General features: G+C 68.2%; 14 protein-coding genes. 6 read left to right on the forward strand and 8 right to left on the reverse strand.

All coding sequences use genetic code 11. The features are described 5' to 3' along the window. The first annotated feature begins 44 nt into the window (after positions 1–44). The gene (locus tag ACFCV3_RS22785) at positions 45–959 is read left to right on the forward strand and encodes a DUF389 domain-containing protein (protein ID WP_376033331.1); all 915 of its coding nucleotides are present in this window, start codon (positions 45–47) and stop codon (positions 957–959) included. On the opposite strand, the gene ACFCV3_RS22790 is transcribed toward ACFCV3_RS22785, so the two are convergent. The 6 genes from ACFCV3_RS22790 to ACFCV3_RS22815 all read right to left on the reverse strand — a co-directional run bounded on the left by ACFCV3_RS22790 (position 960) and on the right by ACFCV3_RS22815 (position 6,562). Further along, positions 960–1,580, reverse strand: coding sequence for an HNH endonuclease family protein (locus tag ACFCV3_RS22790; protein WP_376032834.1), 621 nt, complete (start codon positions 1,578–1,580; stop codon positions 960–962). A 108-nt stretch (positions 1,581–1,688) separates the two neighbouring features. Beyond that, a complete protein-coding gene (locus ACFCV3_RS22795; RefSeq protein ID WP_376032836.1) occupies positions 1,689–2,306 on the reverse strand; it encodes a hypothetical protein in 618 nt (205 codons plus the stop codon). 7 nt (positions 2,307–2,313) lie between these two features. Continuing rightward, positions 2,314–4,494 carry a hypothetical protein gene (locus tag ACFCV3_RS22800; protein WP_376032838.1) on the reverse strand — a complete coding sequence of 727 codons (2,181 nt, stop codon included), beginning with the start codon at positions 4,492–4,494 and terminating at the stop codon, positions 2,314–2,316. Beyond that, positions 4,491–4,793 (reverse strand): hypothetical protein, encoded by a 303-nt coding sequence (locus ACFCV3_RS22805; RefSeq protein ID WP_376032840.1) that lies wholly within the window; start codon positions 4,791–4,793, stop codon positions 4,491–4,493. Before ACFCV3_RS22805 ends, ACFCV3_RS22800 begins: the two co-directional genes overlap by 4 nt. Before the next feature lie 66 nt (positions 4,794–4,859). Next, the gene (locus tag ACFCV3_RS22810; protein WP_376032842.1) at positions 4,860–5,621 is read right to left on the reverse strand and encodes a YaaA family protein; all 762 of its coding nucleotides are present in this window, start codon (positions 5,619–5,621) and stop codon (positions 4,860–4,862) included. After that, on the reverse strand, positions 5,618–6,562 hold the full coding sequence (locus ACFCV3_RS22815; protein WP_376032844.1) for an aldo/keto reductase: 945 nt from the start codon (positions 6,560–6,562) through the stop codon (positions 5,618–5,620). The genes ACFCV3_RS22810 and ACFCV3_RS22815 overlap by 4 nt, the downstream gene beginning before the upstream one ends. Positions 6,563–6,584: 22 nt before the next feature. Between ACFCV3_RS22815 and pepN the strand changes: the two genes are divergently transcribed. From pepN to ACFCV3_RS22840, 5 genes are all read left to right on the forward strand, one after another. Further along, positions 6,585–9,041 carry an aminopeptidase N gene (gene pepN / locus ACFCV3_RS22820; RefSeq protein ID WP_376032846.1) on the forward strand — a complete coding sequence of 819 codons (2,457 nt, stop codon included), beginning with the start codon at positions 6,585–6,587 and terminating at the stop codon, positions 9,039–9,041. A gap of 209 nt (positions 9,042–9,250) precedes the next feature. Further along, positions 9,251–10,690 carry a septation protein SepH gene (gene sepH, locus ACFCV3_RS22825; protein ID WP_376032848.1) on the forward strand — a complete coding sequence of 480 codons (1,440 nt, stop codon included), beginning with the start codon at positions 9,251–9,253 and terminating at the stop codon, positions 10,688–10,690. A 238-nt stretch (positions 10,691–10,928) separates the two neighbouring features. After that, a complete protein-coding gene (locus tag ACFCV3_RS22830; protein WP_376032850.1) occupies positions 10,929–11,342 on the forward strand; it encodes a hypothetical protein in 414 nt (137 codons plus the stop codon). Positions 11,343–11,569: 227 nt separating this feature from the next. Beyond that, positions 11,570–15,469: a discoidin domain-containing protein gene (locus ACFCV3_RS22835; protein ID WP_376032852.1), complete on the forward strand. Its 3,900-nt coding sequence runs from the start codon at positions 11,570–11,572 to the stop codon at positions 15,467–15,469. Between the two features lie 7 nt (positions 15,470–15,476). Next, complete coding sequence (locus ACFCV3_RS22840; protein WP_376032854.1) at positions 15,477–16,565, forward strand: Gfo/Idh/MocA family protein; 1,089 nt, start codon at positions 15,477–15,479, stop codon at positions 16,563–16,565. Here the strand turns inward: ACFCV3_RS22840 and ACFCV3_RS22845 are convergent. Both ACFCV3_RS22845 and ACFCV3_RS22850 read right to left on the reverse strand, forming a co-directional pair. Next, positions 16,562–17,119 (reverse strand): GNAT family N-acetyltransferase, encoded by a 558-nt coding sequence (locus ACFCV3_RS22845; protein WP_376032856.1) that lies wholly within the window; start codon positions 17,117–17,119, stop codon positions 16,562–16,564. The two genes, ACFCV3_RS22840 and ACFCV3_RS22845, sit on opposite strands and share 4 nt — an antisense overlap. Beyond that, the gene (locus ACFCV3_RS22850) at positions 17,116–18,366 is read right to left on the reverse strand and encodes an ROK family transcriptional regulator (RefSeq protein WP_376032858.1); all 1,251 of its coding nucleotides are present in this window, start codon (positions 18,364–18,366) and stop codon (positions 17,116–17,118) included. Before ACFCV3_RS22850 ends, ACFCV3_RS22845 begins: the two co-directional genes overlap by 4 nt. Positions 18,367–18,405: the final 39 nt, after the last annotated feature.

The following is an 18,405-nucleotide window of genomic DNA, read 5'->3' on the forward strand; positions in this document are numbered from 1 at the left end:
TGGCCGGAACGTGACCGGCTCCGCCTGGGAGCATGTGACCCGTGATGCACCTTCGTCTCATCGTCCCACCGGATCGCAGCACCCGCGTCCGGGACACGCTCGTCGACGATCCACGGGTGACGAGCGTGGTCTGCCTGCCCGGCGCCGCTCAGCGGCCGGCCGGTGACGTCATCGAGTGCGACGTCACCCGCGAGGCGACCTCGGACATTCTCGACTTCCTGAGGGATCAGGGACTGTACGACGAGGGCTCGGTCGCGGTCGCCGTGGTGGAGTCCGCGCCGTCGCGCAACGCCCGCGCGACCGAGAAGGCGGCGCCGGGAGCACCTGATGACGCGGTGATCTGGGACGCGGTCGTCGACAAGGCCTACAACGAGGCCAGCGGCTCGTGGAGCTACTACACCTTCCTCACGCTGGCCACGATGATCGCTGCGGTGGCCGTCGTGACCGACTCGTCGATCCTGGTGGTCGGGGCGATGGTCGTCGGCCCCGAGTTCGGAGTCGTGGCGGCACTCGCGGTCGGCCTGGCCCTGCGCAACCACGGTCTGACGTGGAAGGCCGCCGTACTGCTGGTCCGCGGTTTTGCCATCGCGATCGTGGTCACTGCGCTGGCGGCGTTGCTCGCGCGCGCTGTCGGGTGGGTCGATACGGATTCGATCACCGCGGCCCGGCCGCTGACCGGATTCATCTGGCGACCGGACAAATGGTCGGCCGTGGTCGCCGTACTGGCCGGCTGTGCCGGAGTGCTGTCACAGACGGCCGGCCGGTCGAATGCACTGGTCGGCGTGTTCATCTCGGTGACGACCGTGCCGGCAGCCGGCGACCTGGCGCTGTCCGTCGCGTTGTGGGCACCCCACCACATCGGTGGCGCGGCCGCGCAACTCGGCATCAACCTCGCCGGTATGACGGTCGCCGGGGTGCTCACCTTGCTCGTCCAGCGCACGATCTGGCGTGCCGAGTAGTCAGCAGGTAGCGAGCATGCCCTGGAGCGCGGTCTTCTCGGCAGACTGCAACGACAGGCCGTAGGTGTGCTTCACCCAGATCCATTCGCGCGCGTAGACACAGTGCACCGAGGCGTTGGTCGGCTTCCAGGCGGATGGATCCTTATCACCCTTGGAGCGGTTGCTCGAGGCGGTGACCGCGATCAGTTGCGCGATGCTCAGGTCATTGGCGAACTGCTCGCGCTTCGCAGTAGTCCACCCGCTCGCCCCGGACTTCCATGCCTCCGACAACGGGACGATGTGGTCGATGTCGATCGTCGAATCATCGGTGACCCACACGGCGTCGTACACGCTGTACCAGCGGCCGCCGGTCGGTTCGCACTGGCTGTCCACGGTGACGCCGGTGCCGTCACGTTTGAGGACCTGGTCGCGGGTATCACAGGTACCCGACACCGTGTGCCAGTGCGGGAACTTGTCCCGCGAGTACCCAGTACTCGACCCCTCGGCCTTGACCGTCAGGCCATTCAGCTGGGTGGTCGCCGTACTGGCACTCGGCGGGGTCGGCGGAGACGCCAGGGCTGGGCTCGAGGTGAGCACCCAGACCGCGACGGCAGAGATCACTAGGGCGGTGAAACGTCGCATCAGTCAGGCCTTCCGAAGGGCGGATCCCCCCTGACGTGCTGCCCTCAAGCCTTCCCCGCCCCACTCAACCCGGAAACCACCTGCCGATGAAACCCGAGTGAACCCCAGTCACTTCGAAGGCGACACCGTAGGCCGAGGCTTGGTCCCCACCTTCGGCAGCCTCAACGTAGCCACCACCTGCCGAGTCAGCGCAACGGCATCATCCACCGCATTCCGCCCCGCAACCGCATTCTGAATCGTCACACCGTAGTGCCAGTCCCCAACAATCAGATCACAAACCCCAGCACCGAGGTGAAGCGTCTGCTCGGAGGCCCCGAACCCCATCCCCTCGGCAGCCGGAAAAACAAAATCAGCACGTCCCGACGCGAGAACTTCCGCCACCTGCGCGTCATCCTCACCGATCAGGCCCAGCGGCTGAACAGACACAGAGATGGCGTTCTTCCCCTTCGCCTCCCCAGTGGTCACCTCACAGGTAGCGGCGGCCAGCGTCGAACCGTCCGGGTTCTTCCGGTGGGCGTCCCGCTTGTCCCCCTCTGCGTTGAAGTCAGCTGACCCTAGGGCAATCGAAAGACTCTCCTTGGACACGAACCTGCAGACGAGTTCGCCGGCGGCGGAGTTCGTAGGCAGCGGCCTCCGATCATCGACCTTCGAAGAGTCGGAGCAGCCGGCCGCCACCGACGAAGCTGCCAGAGCCGCGGCGAGGACTCTCCACGTAGCACGATGCATGAGCTATTCACTTTCGCAGGGTTGGGAACGCGTCGCGATAAGGGCCGACCACTACCAACCCGGTCCAATCCGTCGGAGCCTGGCCGGAGTCAATCCAGTCCTTGTACGCATCACTCTCGATGTCGAACTGCAGTGGTTCGACGGGCTTACCGTCCGGACCGGCCTTGAACGCCGCCGGCGACGGCGGCACATACTTCTTAGGCGCACCTGGAGAGTTCGCCGCGGCGTATACACCGGGCGCGAAGTAGCCGGCGGCCAACAGGCTGGCCATCGTCAGATCCTCGAGGCGTGTTTGGACGACATCCGCCAGTGGCCGATCCTCTCCCGACGGCCGATCCGGCACCTTGGCGACTTCTTTGAGGGCGGCGGACTTGAGAACATCCAGAAGGAGACCTGTCCAGGGGCCTTTCGGTGCGGGCACGACCGGCATTTTCAGAGCAAGCCCAAGCGCGTCCGAGACCGCCTGCGCTTTGCGCTTCTCGAAGTCTGCCTGCTCCTTTCCGCCCTCGTACGCTGCGTTCATCAGCAAGCTCATCGTCTTGGCAAGCCGAGTCCCTGCGCCGTTGGCGTCCGGTGCCTTTTGGTCGGCTGTCAGCAGCCTGACGGCGTTCTGTGGATCTTTTTTCAGGCCCTCAGCAAATGCGTGCGCGTACAGCAATTGTCCGGCGGCCATGACACCGGCGGACACGATCTTCACGTTGCTCTCGTCCTCGCCGACGACGTGCAGCAGCTTGCTGACGAGCTCTCGGTCCATCCTCGCTCCCAGCGGACCGTCCGGTGGGAACACTGTGGCGGGCGGAAGGCCCGCGTATCCGTCCTGCGTCCAGCCCGACGGGAAGGACGTGACTCTTGGACGGCCACCCAGAACGTAGATGAGGTCAGGGCCGTAGCTGGCGAGCATGTGGGCGAGGCTGTCTCGCATGGCGGTGCCGGGTTTCCAGCCTTGGTGTTCGTCCAGGCCCATGAACCAGCCGCCGTCTTTGCCCTTGCCGACGTTTTGCCCGATCAGGGCGAAGGATTGGCTGGCGATGGTGGCGGAGGTTCGGCCGTTGTCGGTGCGGTCTCGCCAGGTGGTGGTGGCGGTTTGGAGGGCGTTGCCTAGGGCGTCGCCGTTGTCGTAGTGCCAGGTGCGGTCCTGGAGCAGGTACTTGAGGCGGTTGTTGACTGTGAGCTTTTCGCCGTTGATCTCGACTGTTGTGGTGGCGGCGTGGGGGTTGGTTACGTCGAAGAAGTTCTGGGCGGCCTGGGGGTTGTGGGAGAGGGCTTCGAGGATGTTTGCGAGGGCGTCCGGCATGGCTTTGCCGTCGGGTTGGTAGGCGCCGGCGAAGGAGTGGTAGGGCTCCCAGTAGGTCCGTGGTTCCCAGACCGGGTCGTCTTTGTGGGCGTACTCGTAGTCGTAGACCTTGGTGCTGACGGTGTCCAGGAATCTTGTGGAGAAGCGGCCGTAGCGCAGGAGCATCGAGAGGGACTGGCCTTGGCCGTGGGCGATGTCGGACGGGGTTGAGCTTCGGGTCTTGCCTTCGGTGATTGCGTCGGCGTACTTCTCGGCGAAGCCAGGTGGCAGTCCGACGCCGTCGAGGTCGCGGGTGGCGGTGCCGAGGGTGGTGCCGAGGGCCGTGACCAGCGAGGTGTAGTGGACCTTCCACTGCTCGAGCTCCGGGGACTTCGGGCCTGACTCGGCGATGATTCGTTCGCGGTCGCGGGAGGCCAGGCGGAGTGCCCACGAGACCTGTTTCAGGTCTGCGTTGCCGGCGAAGCCGAGGGCGAAGTACGGGTCGTTCTGGTTCTTCGCGAGTACGGCGATCAGTTCGGGGCTGAGCTTGCCCGGGGCGCCGTTGAGCTGCTTGGCGGCGTCGGCGCCCAGGGCGCGGGCCTGGTCGGGTGGGAGCGTGGACAGCAGGGACTCGTCGATCTTGACGATGCCTCGCTGGCCTGCGGCTCGCTGGCCGAAGGTGATGGCCTGGTTCTCGATCTGCTGGGCCAGGGCCAGCCGGCGGCGGAGGCCTGGGAGTTGGTCGTTGACCCAGCCGGCAACCTGGTTGATGGTCGCTGTCTCCGAAGCCCCGCCGAGGACGCCGGTGCTGGTGCGCTTGATCTGGCCGGCCGAACTCATCAATGCACCGGCCGCGTCGGTCATCCGCCGGATCAGATCGTTCAGGATCACCAGGTCGATGCTCGCGATCGTCACTCGACGCGTCCCTGGTTGCGCCACCGGATCTGCCAGGCGGTCGGCGCGACCTGCTCCGGCTCGCCTCGGTAGATGGTCTCGAGCTCGGTGAGGCATGCCGTCGCTGCTGCCTTCACGGCCTTGTCGCGGCCTTGGAGGTCGGCTGCGAACGCGCCTGAGGCTCCCCCGGTCCATGCTCCGGCTGCGAAGGCCTTCTTGGCCGCTTCCAGTGCGATCGCCGCGGCGTGTACCTGCGGGCGCAAGGTCGTCAGCGCCCTGCCTACCGCATGTTTGTACGGGTTCGGAACGTCCCCAGTCATCGTCTCCCCCAGAGTTCGCCTGCCGGGAGAGATCGTAGCCCGCAGCCGGGCCGCTACTGACGGTGGTCAGTCGCGCTCGACCACGGTCAGGGTCCAGCCGGAGGCGGCCGGGTCGAGCTCGGCGTTCCAGCGGTCGCTGACGAGTTTGTGCAGTGCCTTCGGGGTGCCGGGGTCCTTGCCGGACTCGAGGACGTGCCGCGCGACCAGGCCGCGGGTGTGTTTGGCCATGTGGGAGACGACTGTGCGTACGCCGTTGCGTTCGCGGACGACGTTGACCGAGACCCACTTGGCAGCCCGGTCACCGGTTGGGCGCCAGGCGGCGACGTACGTCGACGAGCGGCAGTCCACGATCACACCGTCGGCCTCGGCGAGCGCTGCGGCCAGGGGCTCACGCCAGACGCCGGCGAGCGGTCCGTGGCCGGGGAGCGTCGTACCCATGGAGAGCCGGTACGGCGGTACGCGGTCGGCTGGGCGCAGTGCGCCCCAGGCGGCGGACACGACGAGGAGGCGGTTCGCCGCGCGGCGCTTGGTGCCGGCGGACAGCGTGGAGTAGCCGAGAGCGTCGTACAGAACACCTGAGTAGAGCTCAGAGACCGGTACGGCGGGCTCGGTGCGCCAGCGGGTGTTGCGATCGACCTCGGCCTGGAGGGATGCGCCGACGCCCAGCACGCCGTACGCGTCCTCAGAGGCGGACACTTTGGCCAGGGTCTCGAGGACCTGCTCGCGAACCGGGTTGAGTTCGGGGAACGACAGCGTGCCGAAGTCGACGGCGCGGCCGCGGGTCCGGCCGGTCTTGCCCTCGGACGGGGGCAGCAGGATCAGGGTCACGTCAGGTCGTCCAGTACGGCGAGGTCGTCGAGCGTGGGGTCCCAGGTGCCGGCCGCGACGTTCTGTGCGATCTGCTCCGGGGTCGAGGCGCCGGCGATCACCGAGGCGACCGCGGGCTGCGCGGCCAAGCCGCCGATCGCGACGTCGATCATGGTCAGGTCCCGCTCGGCCGCGAAGGTCTCGAGCGCCTCGATCCGGTCGAAGTCGGCCTGGGCCAGCCGCTCCGGCTGCGTGGCCAGGCGGGTGCCCTCGGGAGCGGCCTCGCCGCGCTTGTACTTGCCGGTGAGCAGACCGGAGGCAAGCGGGAAGAACGGCAGTATGCCGATCCCGAGGTGCTCGCAGGCGGGCACGAGCTCGTCCTCGATGTCGCGTTCGAGCAGCGAGTACTGGTTCTGGGCGCTGATGAAGTGGGCGTGGCCACCGGTCCGGGCCGCCCAGTCGGCGTCCACCACCTGCCAGCCGGCGAACTGCGAGCTGCCGATATAGCGAACCTTGCCTTCGGCAACGAGCTCACTGAGCGCGGCGAGGGTCTCCTCGATCGGCGTGACCGGGTCCGGGAAGTGCAGCTGGTACAGATCGATCCAGTCGGTCCCCAGCCGCCGCAGGCTCGACTCGACCGCGCGCCGGATGTACCGGCGTGAGCCGCGCACACCCCAGTCGGGGCCGTTCTCGCCGTGCATGTCGCCGCCGAACTTGGTCGCCAGCACCACCTGGTCACGGCGCGAGCCGAGTGCTTTGCCGAGCAGCTCCTCGCTCGAGCCGTACTCACCGCGGTAGATGTCAGCGGTGTCGAACAGCGTGATCCCGGAGTCGATCGCGGCGTTCACCACCGCGTCGGTTCGGCTCGCGTCCAGCCTGCGCCCGAAGTTGTTGCAGCCCAGCCCCACCACACTCACGGTGAGGCCCGAGTCACCCAGTTGCCGGTACTCCATCGTGCTCATGGTCAGAGCATAGAGTGGCGCCATGCCGAGTCTCTCCGTCGACGGCGCCCGTACCCGGGCTGCCGCACTTTCCGTCCAGTCGTACGACGTCGATCTCGACCTCACCCAGGGCGAGCGAACGTTCGGATCCACCACCATCGTCCGGTTCGCAGCGACCGAACCCACCAGCTGGGTCGATGTGAAACCCGACGAACTGCTGTCGGTGACACTGAACGGGGAGCCGGTCGACGTGGCCGGGCTGAACGACGGACGGCTCGAGCTGACCGGTCTGCAGGCCGAGAACGAGCTCGTCGTGGTGGCCTCGATGGCCTACACCCACGACGGTGAGGGCATCCACCGCGCGGTCGATGCGGCCGACGGTCTCGTCTACACCTACGGAATGTCGTTCCTGGACGCGGCTCCGCGGGTTTTCGCGTGTTTCGACCAGCCCGACCTCAAGGCGCCGTACCGGGTGAAGGTGACCGCGCCGACCGAGTGGCTGGTGCTGGGCAACGGTGCAGCGACGCAGGTCTCCCCCGGTCGCTGGGAGCTGGCCGAGACGATGCCGCTGTCGACGTACTTCGTCACGATCGTGGCCGGGCCGTACCACCAGATCACCGACGAGCACGACGGGATCCCGCTCAGCGTGGTCGCGCGGCAGTCGCTGAAGGAGGCGCTGGACCGCGAGGCCGCGGACATCTTCCGGGTCACCAAGCAGGCCTTCGACGAGTACCACCGGATGTTCGGGTACCGGTACCCGTTCGGTGAGTACCACCAGGCGTTCGTCCCGGAGTTCAACGCCGGCGCGATGGAGAACCCGGGCTGCGTGACGTTCCGCGACCCGATGGTGTTCCGCTCGGCCGCGACCGACCAGGAGCGCAGCAACCGGGCGCGGACGATCGTGCACGAGATGGCTCACCAGTGGTTCGGCGACACCGTCACGATGAAGTGGTGGAACGACCTGTGGCTGAACGAGTCGTTCGCCGAGTACATGGCGCACCGGGTCTCGACCGCGGCCACCGACTACCAGGACAACTGGATCGACTTCGCCTACATCCGCAAGTGGTGGGGCCTGCAGGCCGATCAGCGGACGTCGACGCACCCGGTCGCCGCCGACCCGGTCAAGGACGCGCTGGCCTCGCTCGACGACTTCGACGGCATCTCGTACGCCAAGGGCGCGGCCGTGCTCAAGCAGCTGGCCAACTACCTCGGTGACGACATCTTCCTGGCCGGCGTCATCGCCCACATCCGCGCCGCCGAGTTCGGCAACGCGACCTTCGGTGACCTGCTCGCCAAGTGGACCGAGGCCGGCGCGGCCGACATCGACACCTGGGCCCAGAACTGGCTGCGCACCCCCGGTCTGGACACGATCACGGCGGTCCGGACTCCCGACGGCATCAAACTTCGCCGTACGGCGCCCGCCCAGTTCCCGGCGCAGCGGCCGCACAAGCTGACGGTCGGCGGGTACGACGCCGACGGGAACGCCACCATCGTCGATGTCGTGGTCGACGCGGACGAGGTCGACGTACCGCTCGATGCCTCGACTCTCGTGGTCATCCCGGACACCGGTGACGACACCTGGGCCAAGATCCGGCTCGACGCCGACAGCCTGACGAACCTGACGGCGGTGCTGCCGAAGATCACCGACGGCGTCACCCGCGCTGTCGTCCTGAACAGCGTGCGCGACTCGACCGCCGACGGCGAGCTCGACCCGAACCTCGCCTTCGACATCCTGCTCGAGATGCTGGCCGGCGAGGCCAGCGACATCGGCATCGGCACGATGAGCGACTGGGCCCGCACCCACATCCTCGGCGGCTACCTGCCCTACGAGGAGAACCGCGCCCGGCTCGAGAAGGTCCTGGCCGACCGGCTGCCCGATCTGCCGGCCGGCTCCAGCCTCCAGCTCGCGGTCGTCCGGGCGTACGCGCGGCAGAGCGCGGACGTCGAGCGCCTCCAGGGCTGGCTGAGCGGCGTCGCGGTGCCGGACGGCGTCACGATGGACGCGGACCTGCGCTGGCTCGTCCTGCTGCAGCTGGCCCGGCTCGGCGCGATCGGCGATGCCGAGATCGACGCGGAGCTCACACGCGACGCATCCTCCGAAGGCCGCGAGCACGCGACTCGCTGCCGCGCGGCGCTGCCGACGGCCGCGGCCAAGGAGAAGGCGTGGTCGCTGATCATGACCAACGGCGACCTGTCGAACTACGAACTCGACGCGGCCTGCGAAGGGTTCTGGCATCCGGCGCAGCGCGAGCTCACAGCGCCGTACGTCGACCGCTACTTCGCCGAGATCCCCGGTACCGAGAAGCTGCGGTCCGGCTGGGTCGTGGCCTCCTCGGCGAGCCGTGGCTTCCCGCGGTTCGAGATCGAGGAGCGGGTCGTGGCCCGGGCCACGGATCTGGTGGCGGACGAGTCCGTGGCGGCGGGGATCCGGCGTTCGGTCGGTGACCGCGCGGACGACGTGAAGCGTGCGCTGGCCGTGCGTGCGGCGTACGGCGTCTGATTCGTAATGTTGACCAGGGTCCCGTGTCGTCGCAGTCACCGACGGTTGTGACTACTGTGACTGATGTGACTCAGAGGGCCCTGGTGAGCAGCGTGAAGGTGATTTCGTGACGTAATCTCCACAATGACCGACCGGTACGGCGTGCCGGTCTTTGGTCAGGCCCCCGTCCCGGGAGAGACTGTCGAGAACCGCACAGGAGAACAAAGGCAATGCGCGAGGCGAGGCTCGTCGGTCTGAGCCAGGACGGCACACAGCTGATCCTGGCAATGCCCGAGACGGGTGAGGAGTTCGCCGTCCCGGTCGACGACCGGTTGCGTGCGGCCCTGCGCGGCGACCGTGCCCGACTCGGCCAGCTGGAGATTCAAATGGAGAGCGCGCTGCGCCCACGAGACATCCAGGCTCGGATCCGTGCCGGGGAGAGTCCCGAGGCGGTTGCTGCGGTCGCCCAGATGCCGATGGAGCGCGTGATGGCGTTCGCCGGGCCGGTCCTGGCCGAGCGCGACCACATCGCGAACCTCGCCCAGCGTGCCTCAGTACGGCGGCGCGGTGGTGCCGACGCGCCGACCCGCAATCTCGGTGCGTGGGTGACCGAGCGGTTGCGGACCCGGCACGTCGATCCGGCCACCGCCGACTGGGACGCCTGGCGGCGCGACGACGGCCGCTGGCAGGTCCGGGTCTCGTACTTCGTCGAGGCCGAAGACCTCTCGGATCCCGATTCCGAGCAGAAGGAAGAGAAGATCGCACTCTTCGCCTACGACGCTCCGGGGCGCTACGCGGTCCCGGACGACGACGAGGCGCGCTGGCTGGTTGGTGAGCAGGCGCAGGTGCTGCCTCCGCCGGTGCAGCCGGTCCACCAACCGGGTGAGCGGCGGCTGGCCGCTGTCGCGGACATCGACCTTTCGGTGGCTCCGGATCATGGGGCCGACTCGTACGAGGCCGGCTTCGAGGACACGATCAGCCTTCCGCGCCGCAATCCCGCTGGAAACCAGCCGGTTTCTCGGGATACCGAGCGGGGGCCGCGACGGGTGCACTCGGTGCCGAATCCGGATGAGGAGCCGACGCTGATCGACGTACCGATCGAGCAGCCGCCGGCGTTGCATCCGACGGTTCGCGCGGTCGAGCGTCCGGCCCAGCCACCGGCCGAGTCCGCAGCGTTCGCTCCCCCGGAGGAGCGCGCGGCACCGCCGGCGAACCCGTTCACGGAGCGGCGCGATGCGCCGCCGGCCGCGTTCCCGGAATCGCGCAGCGCTCCCGCCGGTCCCCCGCCGGGCACTGTCGACCGCAGCCAGCCCTCGCATAACGAGCAGCCCCCGGCACAACCTCCGTACGATCGTCCTGCCGCGGCGACTCCCCAGGCGCCTCCGCGTCCGGCCGAACGTCGCCCTGCCGAGCGGCCTGCGGAATCACGTCCGGCTGAGCTCCGTCCGCAGCCGACCGCCCCTGCGCGCCCGGCCGAGGAGCCCCGACCGGCTCCGGCACCCCAAGCGCCTGCGCCGAGTCAGCCGGCGGCTCAGGAGCAACTGCCCGAGGAGCCGGCCGCCGAGGCTGCCCCCGCGGAGGAGACCAAGAAGAAGCCCGCCCGGCGCGGTTCGAAGCGCGCCAGCGTGCCGAGCTGGGACGAGATCATGTTCGGCAAGAAGGCCGACTGACCCCCGAACACCGCCGAACCCGCATCCTTCTGGGTGCGGGTTCGTTGCATCTACGGACAGTTGTCCCAGATCGCGGACGGTGTTGTCGTCGGGCGCAGGCTCTGCCATGATCGTCGGCATGCAGAACCTGCTGTGTTGTTGCTGTTGTTGTCGCTGACGCGCGCCGTCTCCGGCGCACGAGGCCCTGCCCTTTCCCAGGCCCGCCCGCCGACACCAGCACCCACAGGATCCTGCACCCATGAATCTCCCGGCCTTTGCCGATCTCCTCGCGTCCCGCGGCCTTCGCCTGCTGCCCGGCTCCCACGCCGTGCCGGTCGAGCTGCTCGTCCAGCTGCCTGACGCCACGATCGCCCGCTTCACCGCCCGCGGCACCACACTGCAGCTGCAGCACTACCCCGCCGAAGCACTGACCGCGATCACCATCGCCGCCGAGTGCGGCTGCGGCGACCACCACCCCCAGACCGGCCCGGCCCGCGTCACCCTCAGCCGCTACGCCGTCCCGACCGACGAACGCACCATCGACGGCGAACTCCTCTTCGGCTGGCAGCATCACGAGGCCGGCCTCCTCCGCCTCACCGACGCAGCCACCCACTTCTTCACCCTCCTCGAAGACCTCCAGGCCCCCGCCCGCGAACTGGTCGGCGTCGCCTGAGCGTTCGTCCTGTGCACTAGCGACAGGAGGTGTGGGCCGGATGTGGTGTTCCGGCGGTTGGGTCAGGCGTGCCGGGTGGGGTGCGTAGAGGTGTACGTCCTGTCGTTCGTGCGGTGGTTCTGCGGTGCTGCTGGGTGGGGGTCTGAACTCTTGAATTAGTAACACGCTTGGTTTAACTTATCGGCGCCTGCCCCTGTGTGCTTCCGGACCGCCACCTGGAGACCAGCATGACCAGACGTCTGCTTGCCCGGTTCCTGCCCGCCCTCCTGCTCGCCGGTGCCATCGCCGTGCCGCAGCAGGCTCAAGCGGCGACGATGTATCCGAGCGGTGTGGGTGCCGATCTCGGTCCAACGCCAACGACGCTCGGGGTGAAACCGGCGGCCGGGGATGACCCGGCCGGGTTGCGGACCGGGACCGAGCAGGGGCGCGGCTACTGGCAGACCGATCAGGCAGCTGGGACCGGCTACCTGGAGTTCGACGTCGACCGCGACTACGTGGACGAGATCGGCACCGACGATGTCCTGGTGACGGTGACCTATCTCGACCGTGGGACCGGCAGCCTCGAGCTCCAGTACGACGCCGCCGCCGACCCGCAGGCCGATGCGACCGACCTCCAGCTGACCGGCAGTGGCCAGTGGAAGACCGGGATCTTCGAGCTGACCGGGATCGGTTTCACCAACCGCCTCGGCGACGCGGACATCCGTCTGTTCGGCAATGCGGACATCACCGTCGCCGGCCTGCGGATCAGTACGGCGGGTGCGTCGGTTCAGCTCGGTGCTTCGCCGATCCAGTCCGGCATCAGCCCGCGGGCCGGGGACAACGGCTCGTTCCTGGTGACCGGCGTACAGGATGGTCGGTCGTACTGGCAGACCGATCGGACTGCTCCGGCGCCAGGCATGAGCTTCTTCTACATGAATGTGGCTGACACCTACCTCTACAACAACCGCAATCTGGTGCTCGTCAGCATCGACTACTTCGACGCGGGCAACGGGCAGTTCGGTCTGCACTACGACTCTCCGGGCACGACCATCCCGGAGATGTTCAAGAACTCCGAGGTCGTGACCTACGGCGACACCAAGACCTGGAAGACGTACACGTTCGCGCTGCCGGATGCCGTCCTCACGAACCGGTCGAACGGTGGCGACTTCCGCATCCACAACGGTGACGGCGCGGTCGATCTCAAGGTCGCGGCGGTCCGGGTGGCCAAGGTCGCGACCACGCTGAACGTCACCGAGGGTCTGCTCGATCTCATCGGTTCTGCGACCCGGGTTGAGAAGGCTGCCCGCGAGGGTTCGCGCGACGGGCAGTACCCGGCGGGGAGCCGCGCGACGCTGCGGCAGGCGATCGAGGACGCGCGGACGGTCGCGACCACGCCGGGGGCGACCGACGTACAGGTGAAGCAGGCGATCCAGACGCTGCAGACCAAGCTCGACGCGTTCACCGCGTCTGCTGTGGACACCAACTTCGCCAACACCGGTACGGCGTCTGCCAGCGGCGGGACCGGGGTCGAGAACGTCAACGACGGTGACCACGAGAGCGCGTGGACGAGCGGTGCAGGAGACTCGTGGTTGCAGCTCGATCTCGGTACGGCGCGACCGGTCAACGATGTGCGGGTCGAATGGGCACAGGCCTACTCCCCCGACTACACCGTGCAGGTCTCGAACGACGCTCAGAACTTCACCACCGTCGGACGAACCGGCTCCCCCGGCGGGAACCAGTTCAGCCGGACCCGGTTCGCGACGACCAGCGCACGCTATGTCCGGGTCGCAATGACCGGGGCCGAGGCCTACATCGTCCGCGAACTGCAGCTTCGCGTCTCGCCGGTCGTCACCCCGCAACCGCGGCTCGTGAACACGGTGAACCCGACGGAGGACGGCGTGGTCGCTGACTTCGATGCGACCGCGTACGGCGCTGATCGGAGCGGGCGGAAGGATTCGACCAAGGCGATCCAGGCCGCGGTCTACGCGTGTCAGGACGCGGGCGGTGGCACGGTCTGGCTGCCGGCCGGCAAGTACAAGGTGACCGACACGATCGAGGTGCACGCGTTCTGCACGCTGCGCGGTGATCGCCGCGACCCGGACAAGGGGCGCGCGGGCAACGGGCCCGGGGGCAACGTACGCGCGGGCGACGAGCGGGGCCTGGCCGCCGGCGACTACGGCACGGTCGTCATCGCGGATCTCGCGTCTGGGGATGACGGGCCGAGTCTGTTCCGGATCGGCGGGAGCGCCGGTGTCCTCGGCGTCACGACCTACTACCCGAACCAGAACGCCGCCAACCCGGTCCCGTACAACTACACCTTCGAGGTCCCGGGTGGTGCCTGGATCGGCAACGAGAACTACATGATGTCGACCATCGCCGATATCACCATGCTGAACTCGTACCGCGGGATCGGGATCAGCACGATGCCGAACGACCGCGGCAACGCCCCGAGCTCCGGCCAGGTGCACGAGTCGACGACGATCCGGAACATCCGGGGAACCGCTCTCTTCGAGGGTGCGCGCGCCTACAACGGTGCCGACGTCGGCACCTGGGAGAACGTTGCCTTCAGCAACTCTTACTGGGCGGCCGCGCCCGCCGCCTTCCGGCCGCCGGCCCGCGCCGCTCTGGATGCGTGGACCCGGGCCAACGGAACCGGTCTCGCGCTCGGCGATCTCGAGTGGGATCAGTTTCACCAGATCGCGCTCTCCGACTACAAGATCGGGATCCACGTGGTCACGGGGCAGCGGGCCCAGTTCACCGGGAGCTTCCTGCAGCTGGAGATCCGCCGTTCTCAGATCGGCGTTCTCGTGGACGAGATGGACAGCCGCTGGGGCTGGCAGATCGCGGGCGGCCGGATCGAGGGCAGCGAGCACGCGATCGTGAACAACTCTCACGGGTACGTGAAGCTCACCGGAGTCGCGCTCTCCGGCGCTCTCTCCGGAACCGTTCACCAGATGCAGGGCAAGGCCCCGAGCGTTCCCCAGAGAGCGCTCTCTGCGGCGACACAGCGCTTGTATCTCGTGAACGCGCCGCACGGGATCGGGTATCTCCCGGCCGCCGACGCCACCAGCGCCGTACAGAAGGTGCTCGACAAGGCCGGCCGGTCCGGCGGCGGCATCGTCTACCTGCCTGCGGGCTGGTACCGGATCAGCACCCACCTCCGCGTTCCCGCGAACGTCGAGCTGCGCGGCGCATCCGCCGTACCGAACCGCGATCAAGGCGGCGCCAGCTACGGAACCGTCCTGCACGCCTTCGAGGGCCGCAACAACGCCGACGGCACCCCGCTCATCACGTTGGGCAAGAGCGCCGGAGTCCGCGGGCTGCGTGTCTTCTACCCGGAGAACAATCCGGGCAGCGCCGATGGGGTGGTCCCCTACCCGTACGCCGTCCGCGGTCACGCCGGTGGCAACTACGTGATCAACTCCGGGTTCCCGAACACCTGGAACGGCATCGACCTGCGCGGGGATCACACTCTCGTCCGGAAGGTCGCCGGGGCGTTCTTCGACCACGCCATCCACCTCGGCGCCGGCCACGACGCCCGGATCGAGGGCGTGCTCTCGAACGGGAACGCGGTCACCCGCACCGGCTACCAGCAGCCGTACTGGATGAACGAGGGCCGGATCTTCGAGCTCGTCATCGACAAGTACATGCGCAAGACCGCCAAGATCGTCACGGTCGACGGCACCACCGGCGTGACGCTCCTGAACGTGTTCGCCTACGGCTTCCACGACGGCCTGGTGGTGCGTAGCGGTGAAGTAAACGCAACGAACCTCGGCACCGACAACCTCGGGGACGGCGGGTTCACGGTCAAGGTGGTCGAAGGTGACGTCGCGGTGACCAACATCGCCCGCTACAACGGCGCCACCCTCGAAGGCCCGGCGCTTTTGCGCAACGTGATGGCAATCAACATGGTGCAGCGGAGTGTGAGCGTCACCGCGAACGGGAACGGTGACGTCCGGATCGCCGGAAACGAGTCCGAGCCCGGCAAGTACGAGCCGGGCGCGCAGGTGACCGTGACGGCGACGCCGGAATCGGATAGCGTTTTCCAGAACTGGACCGTGGCCGGAACGGTCGTCTCGACCGATCCGGAGTACCGCTTCACCGTGACTACGGACCAGATTCTGACCGCGAACTTCACTGCCCAGTAGGAGCGAGATGGCTGACACAGACCAGCAGGTCGCGATCGTGGGATGCGGCATCATCGGCCGCGCCCACGCGGACACCATCGCGGCACGACCGGACGCGACCGTGACGGCGCTCGTCGACAACGACGCCGACGCCCGGCACGCGCTGGCGGCGCGGCTGAAGGAGGCCGGGCACCCGGAGCCGCAGGTGTACGACGACCTCGCCGGAGCGCTCGCGGGGTCCGACGTGACGCTGGTCGCGATCTGTACGCCGAGTGGTACGCACGCCGCCCTGGCCGAGCAGGCGCTGGATGCGAAGAAGCACGTGGTGATCGAGAAGCCGCTCGACGTCGAGCTGACCCGGGCCCGCCGGCTCGGGGCGGCCGCCGACCGGGCGGCCAACCACGGCGTCGTCGCCTCCGTGATCAGTCAGCACCGCTTCGACGCCGGCAGCGCGCAGGTGAAGCAGGCGATCGACGCCGGCCGGTTCGGTCAGCTGACGTCAGCCGTCGCGACGGTCGCCTGGTGGCGGAGCGACGAGTACTACGCGTCCGCCGGCTGGCGTGGCACCTGGGCACAAGACGGTGGCGGCGCCCTGATGAACCAGGGCGTGCATACCGTCGACCTGCTGCTGTGGTTCATGGGCCGCCCGGTCAGCATCTACGCCCAGGCGATCCGCGCCACCCATCAGGCCATCGAGGTCGAGGACACCGTCGTCGCCACGATCACCTTCGAGAACGGCGCCGTCGGCACGCTGCACGCAACCACCGCGGCCTTCCCCGGCGGCCGGACCCGAGTCGCCGTCCACGGCACCGAGGGTGGTGCAGAGATCGAGGACGATCTGCTCGCCCGCTTCAACGCCGACGGTCTTAAGGACGACCAGTCCATCGACGCCGGTCCGCCCGGTGGCCACAAGGCGCAGTACGACGACATCCTGGCCGCGATCGCGAACGGCGGCCAGCCCGGTATCACCGTCCAGCACGCGATCGACGCGCTGGCCACGGTCAAGGCCGTCTACATCGCCTCGACCCTCCAGCGGCCAGTGAAGTTCCTCGACGTACTCGAAGGCCGCTACGACGACGTGGACGTCTCCCGCGGCATCGGCCTGCCGCCGGCCTAGGTGCCGGGGGCGCGGTCGTTCAGGATTCGCTGGAAGAGGTTGGAGTCCTGCCAGCGGCCGCCGATGTACAGGTAGTTCGGGGCGAAGCCGATCTGGGTGAAGCCAGTGCGTTCGAGTACGGCGTGCGACGCGGCGTTGTGCACGAACACACTGGCCTGGAGCCGGTGCAGCTTCAGTTCGGTGTCGGCGATCTCGGCGGCCGCGTTCACAGCCAGCGTCATCAGCCCACGGCCGACCGCGTCAACGCTCAGCCAGTAGCCGAGGTGCGCGTTGCGGAACGGGCCCGGCACGATGTCGCTCAAGGTCACGGCACCGACGATCCGATCGCCCGAAGCGAGCAGCCAGGGCACGGATCGGCCGGCGTCCAGCCCCGCGAGCGCCAACGACAACCGCTCTCGCTGACCAGGTTCGGTGAACCAGTTCGCCGGCCGTGCGGGCTCCCAGCGCTTCAGATGCTCCCAGCTGCGGGTGTACGCATCGGCCAAGGCAGCCGCGTCCGAGAGGGCGGCGAGACGGAGTTCGACGTCGGGAGTGAGTTGGCGGGACTTGATCACTTCGGAAGCCTACGAGCCTGACTCGAGCCGCTCACTCGCGGGGTGAACGCGTCGTGGAAGATCGTCGACGCCGCTCCGACCGCGGCCGCGTCGGCCTGCAGCATCGACTCCTCGACGACCACCGGACGGATCTCCCGGGCCACCGGATGCAGGTTCACTGCGCGGCCGATCTCGGTCAGCAGGATCCGCGAGATCTCCGGCGCGTACGCCGGCCCGCCGACCACGATGAGATCGATGTCGAGCAGGTCGACCAGCCCGACCGCGCCTTGACCGATCACCTGGCCGACCCGGGTGGCTGCCCGCAACGCTGCTTCGTCGCCGGCGGCCGCGGCTCGGCAGACCGCCTTGTAGCGCTTGGCCTCATCGGTCGCATCAGGATCGGTTTCGACATATCCGTACGACGCGGCGATCACCGGCAGCGAGGCGGTCGGGTTGCACTCCGGAACCATCTCCGGTCCGGTCGAGACGTCCCACTCCCCCATCCGCAGCGCGGCCACCTGACCGAACTCCCCGGCATTCGCCGTCCCACCGCGGTAGATCGAGCCATTGAGAATCAGACCGCTCCCGACACCGGTCCCGAGATACAGATACGCGAAGTCGCGGGCCCGGGCCGATCGTCCGATCCAGCGCTCGCCGATCGCGGCCGCCGTACCGTCCTTCTCGACCAGGACCGGGTGGTTCAGCTTCTCCTGCAACAGGTGCCGGATCTTCAACCCACGCCACGCCGGCTGCAACGGCAGCGCGAGCAAAGACCCGTCGGCATCGATCGGACCCGGTACGGCGACGCCCACGCCGAGCATGGACTTCGGGTCGACCTGGCTGATGCTGAGCGCCGCGGTCACGGTCGCCGCGGTCAGATCGATCAGCTTGTCGGTCGGCAGGTCATCGGCCAGGTCAGCCGTCTCACGGCGCACGATCGTGCCGTCGAGATCGACCACTGCGACAGTCAGCAGCTCAGGATCCAGATGGATACCGACCGCATGCGCAGCGTTCGACCGCAACCGCACCGGCGTCCGCGGTTTGCCGAGCCGCTCGGCTCGCTCCTGCGCCTCTTCGACCAGCAGACCCTGCTGCAGCAGGATCCGCAGGATGCGCGAGATCGACTGCTGGGTCAGGCCGGTCCGGCGGGAGATCTCGGTCCGGCTGATGATCCCGGCCAGCCGGATCGTCTCGATGATCACAGCCTCGTTGAAGGACCCCAGGTCCAACTGGTTCGCCCCTGAGAATCCGTCGTCCGCCGCCACCATCGTCCACCTCCCCGTCCTGTCAGCCGTGATCGTACTGCG

Origin of the sequence: Kribbella sp. NPDC056345 (genome assembly GCF_042262745.1) — a bacterium.
GTDB lineage: Bacteria > Actinomycetota > Actinomycetes > Propionibacteriales > Kribbellaceae > Kribbella.

What these genes read in the sequence shown, in the direction of transcription:
- ACFCV3_RS22795 (WP_376032836.1), bottom strand. Translation starts at nt 2,306, where the DNA reads ATGCATCGTGCTACGTGGAGAGTCCTCGCCGCGGCTCTGGCAGCTTCG.
- ACFCV3_RS22785 (WP_376033331.1), top strand. Translation starts at nt 45, where the DNA reads ATGCACCTTCGTCTCATCGTCCCACCGGATCGCAGCACCCGCGTCCGG.
- ACFCV3_RS22830 (WP_376032850.1), top strand. Translation starts at nt 10,929, where the DNA reads ATGAATCTCCCGGCCTTTGCCGATCTCCTCGCGTCCCGCGGCCTTCGC.
- ACFCV3_RS22815 (WP_376032844.1), bottom strand. Translation starts at nt 6,562, where the DNA reads ATGAGCACGATGGAGTACCGGCAACTGGGTGACTCGGGCCTCACCGTG.
- ACFCV3_RS22790 (WP_376032834.1), bottom strand. Translation starts at nt 1,580, where the DNA reads ATGCGACGTTTCACCGCCCTAGTGATCTCTGCCGTCGCGGTCTGGGTG.
- ACFCV3_RS22805 (WP_376032840.1), bottom strand. Translation starts at nt 4,793, where the DNA reads ATGACTGGGGACGTTCCGAACCCGTACAAACATGCGGTAGGCAGGGCG.
- ACFCV3_RS22850 (WP_376032858.1), bottom strand. Translation starts at nt 18,366, where the DNA reads ATGGTGGCGGCGGACGACGGATTCTCAGGGGCGAACCAGTTGGACCTG.
- sepH (WP_376032848.1), top strand. Translation starts at nt 9,251, where the DNA reads ATGCGCGAGGCGAGGCTCGTCGGTCTGAGCCAGGACGGCACACAGCTG.
- ACFCV3_RS22835 (WP_376032852.1), top strand. Translation starts at nt 11,570, where the DNA reads ATGACCAGACGTCTGCTTGCCCGGTTCCTGCCCGCCCTCCTGCTCGCC.
- ACFCV3_RS22840 (WP_376032854.1), top strand. Translation starts at nt 15,477, where the DNA reads ATGGCTGACACAGACCAGCAGGTCGCGATCGTGGGATGCGGCATCATC.
- pepN (WP_376032846.1), top strand. Translation starts at nt 6,585, where the DNA reads ATGCCGAGTCTCTCCGTCGACGGCGCCCGTACCCGGGCTGCCGCACTT.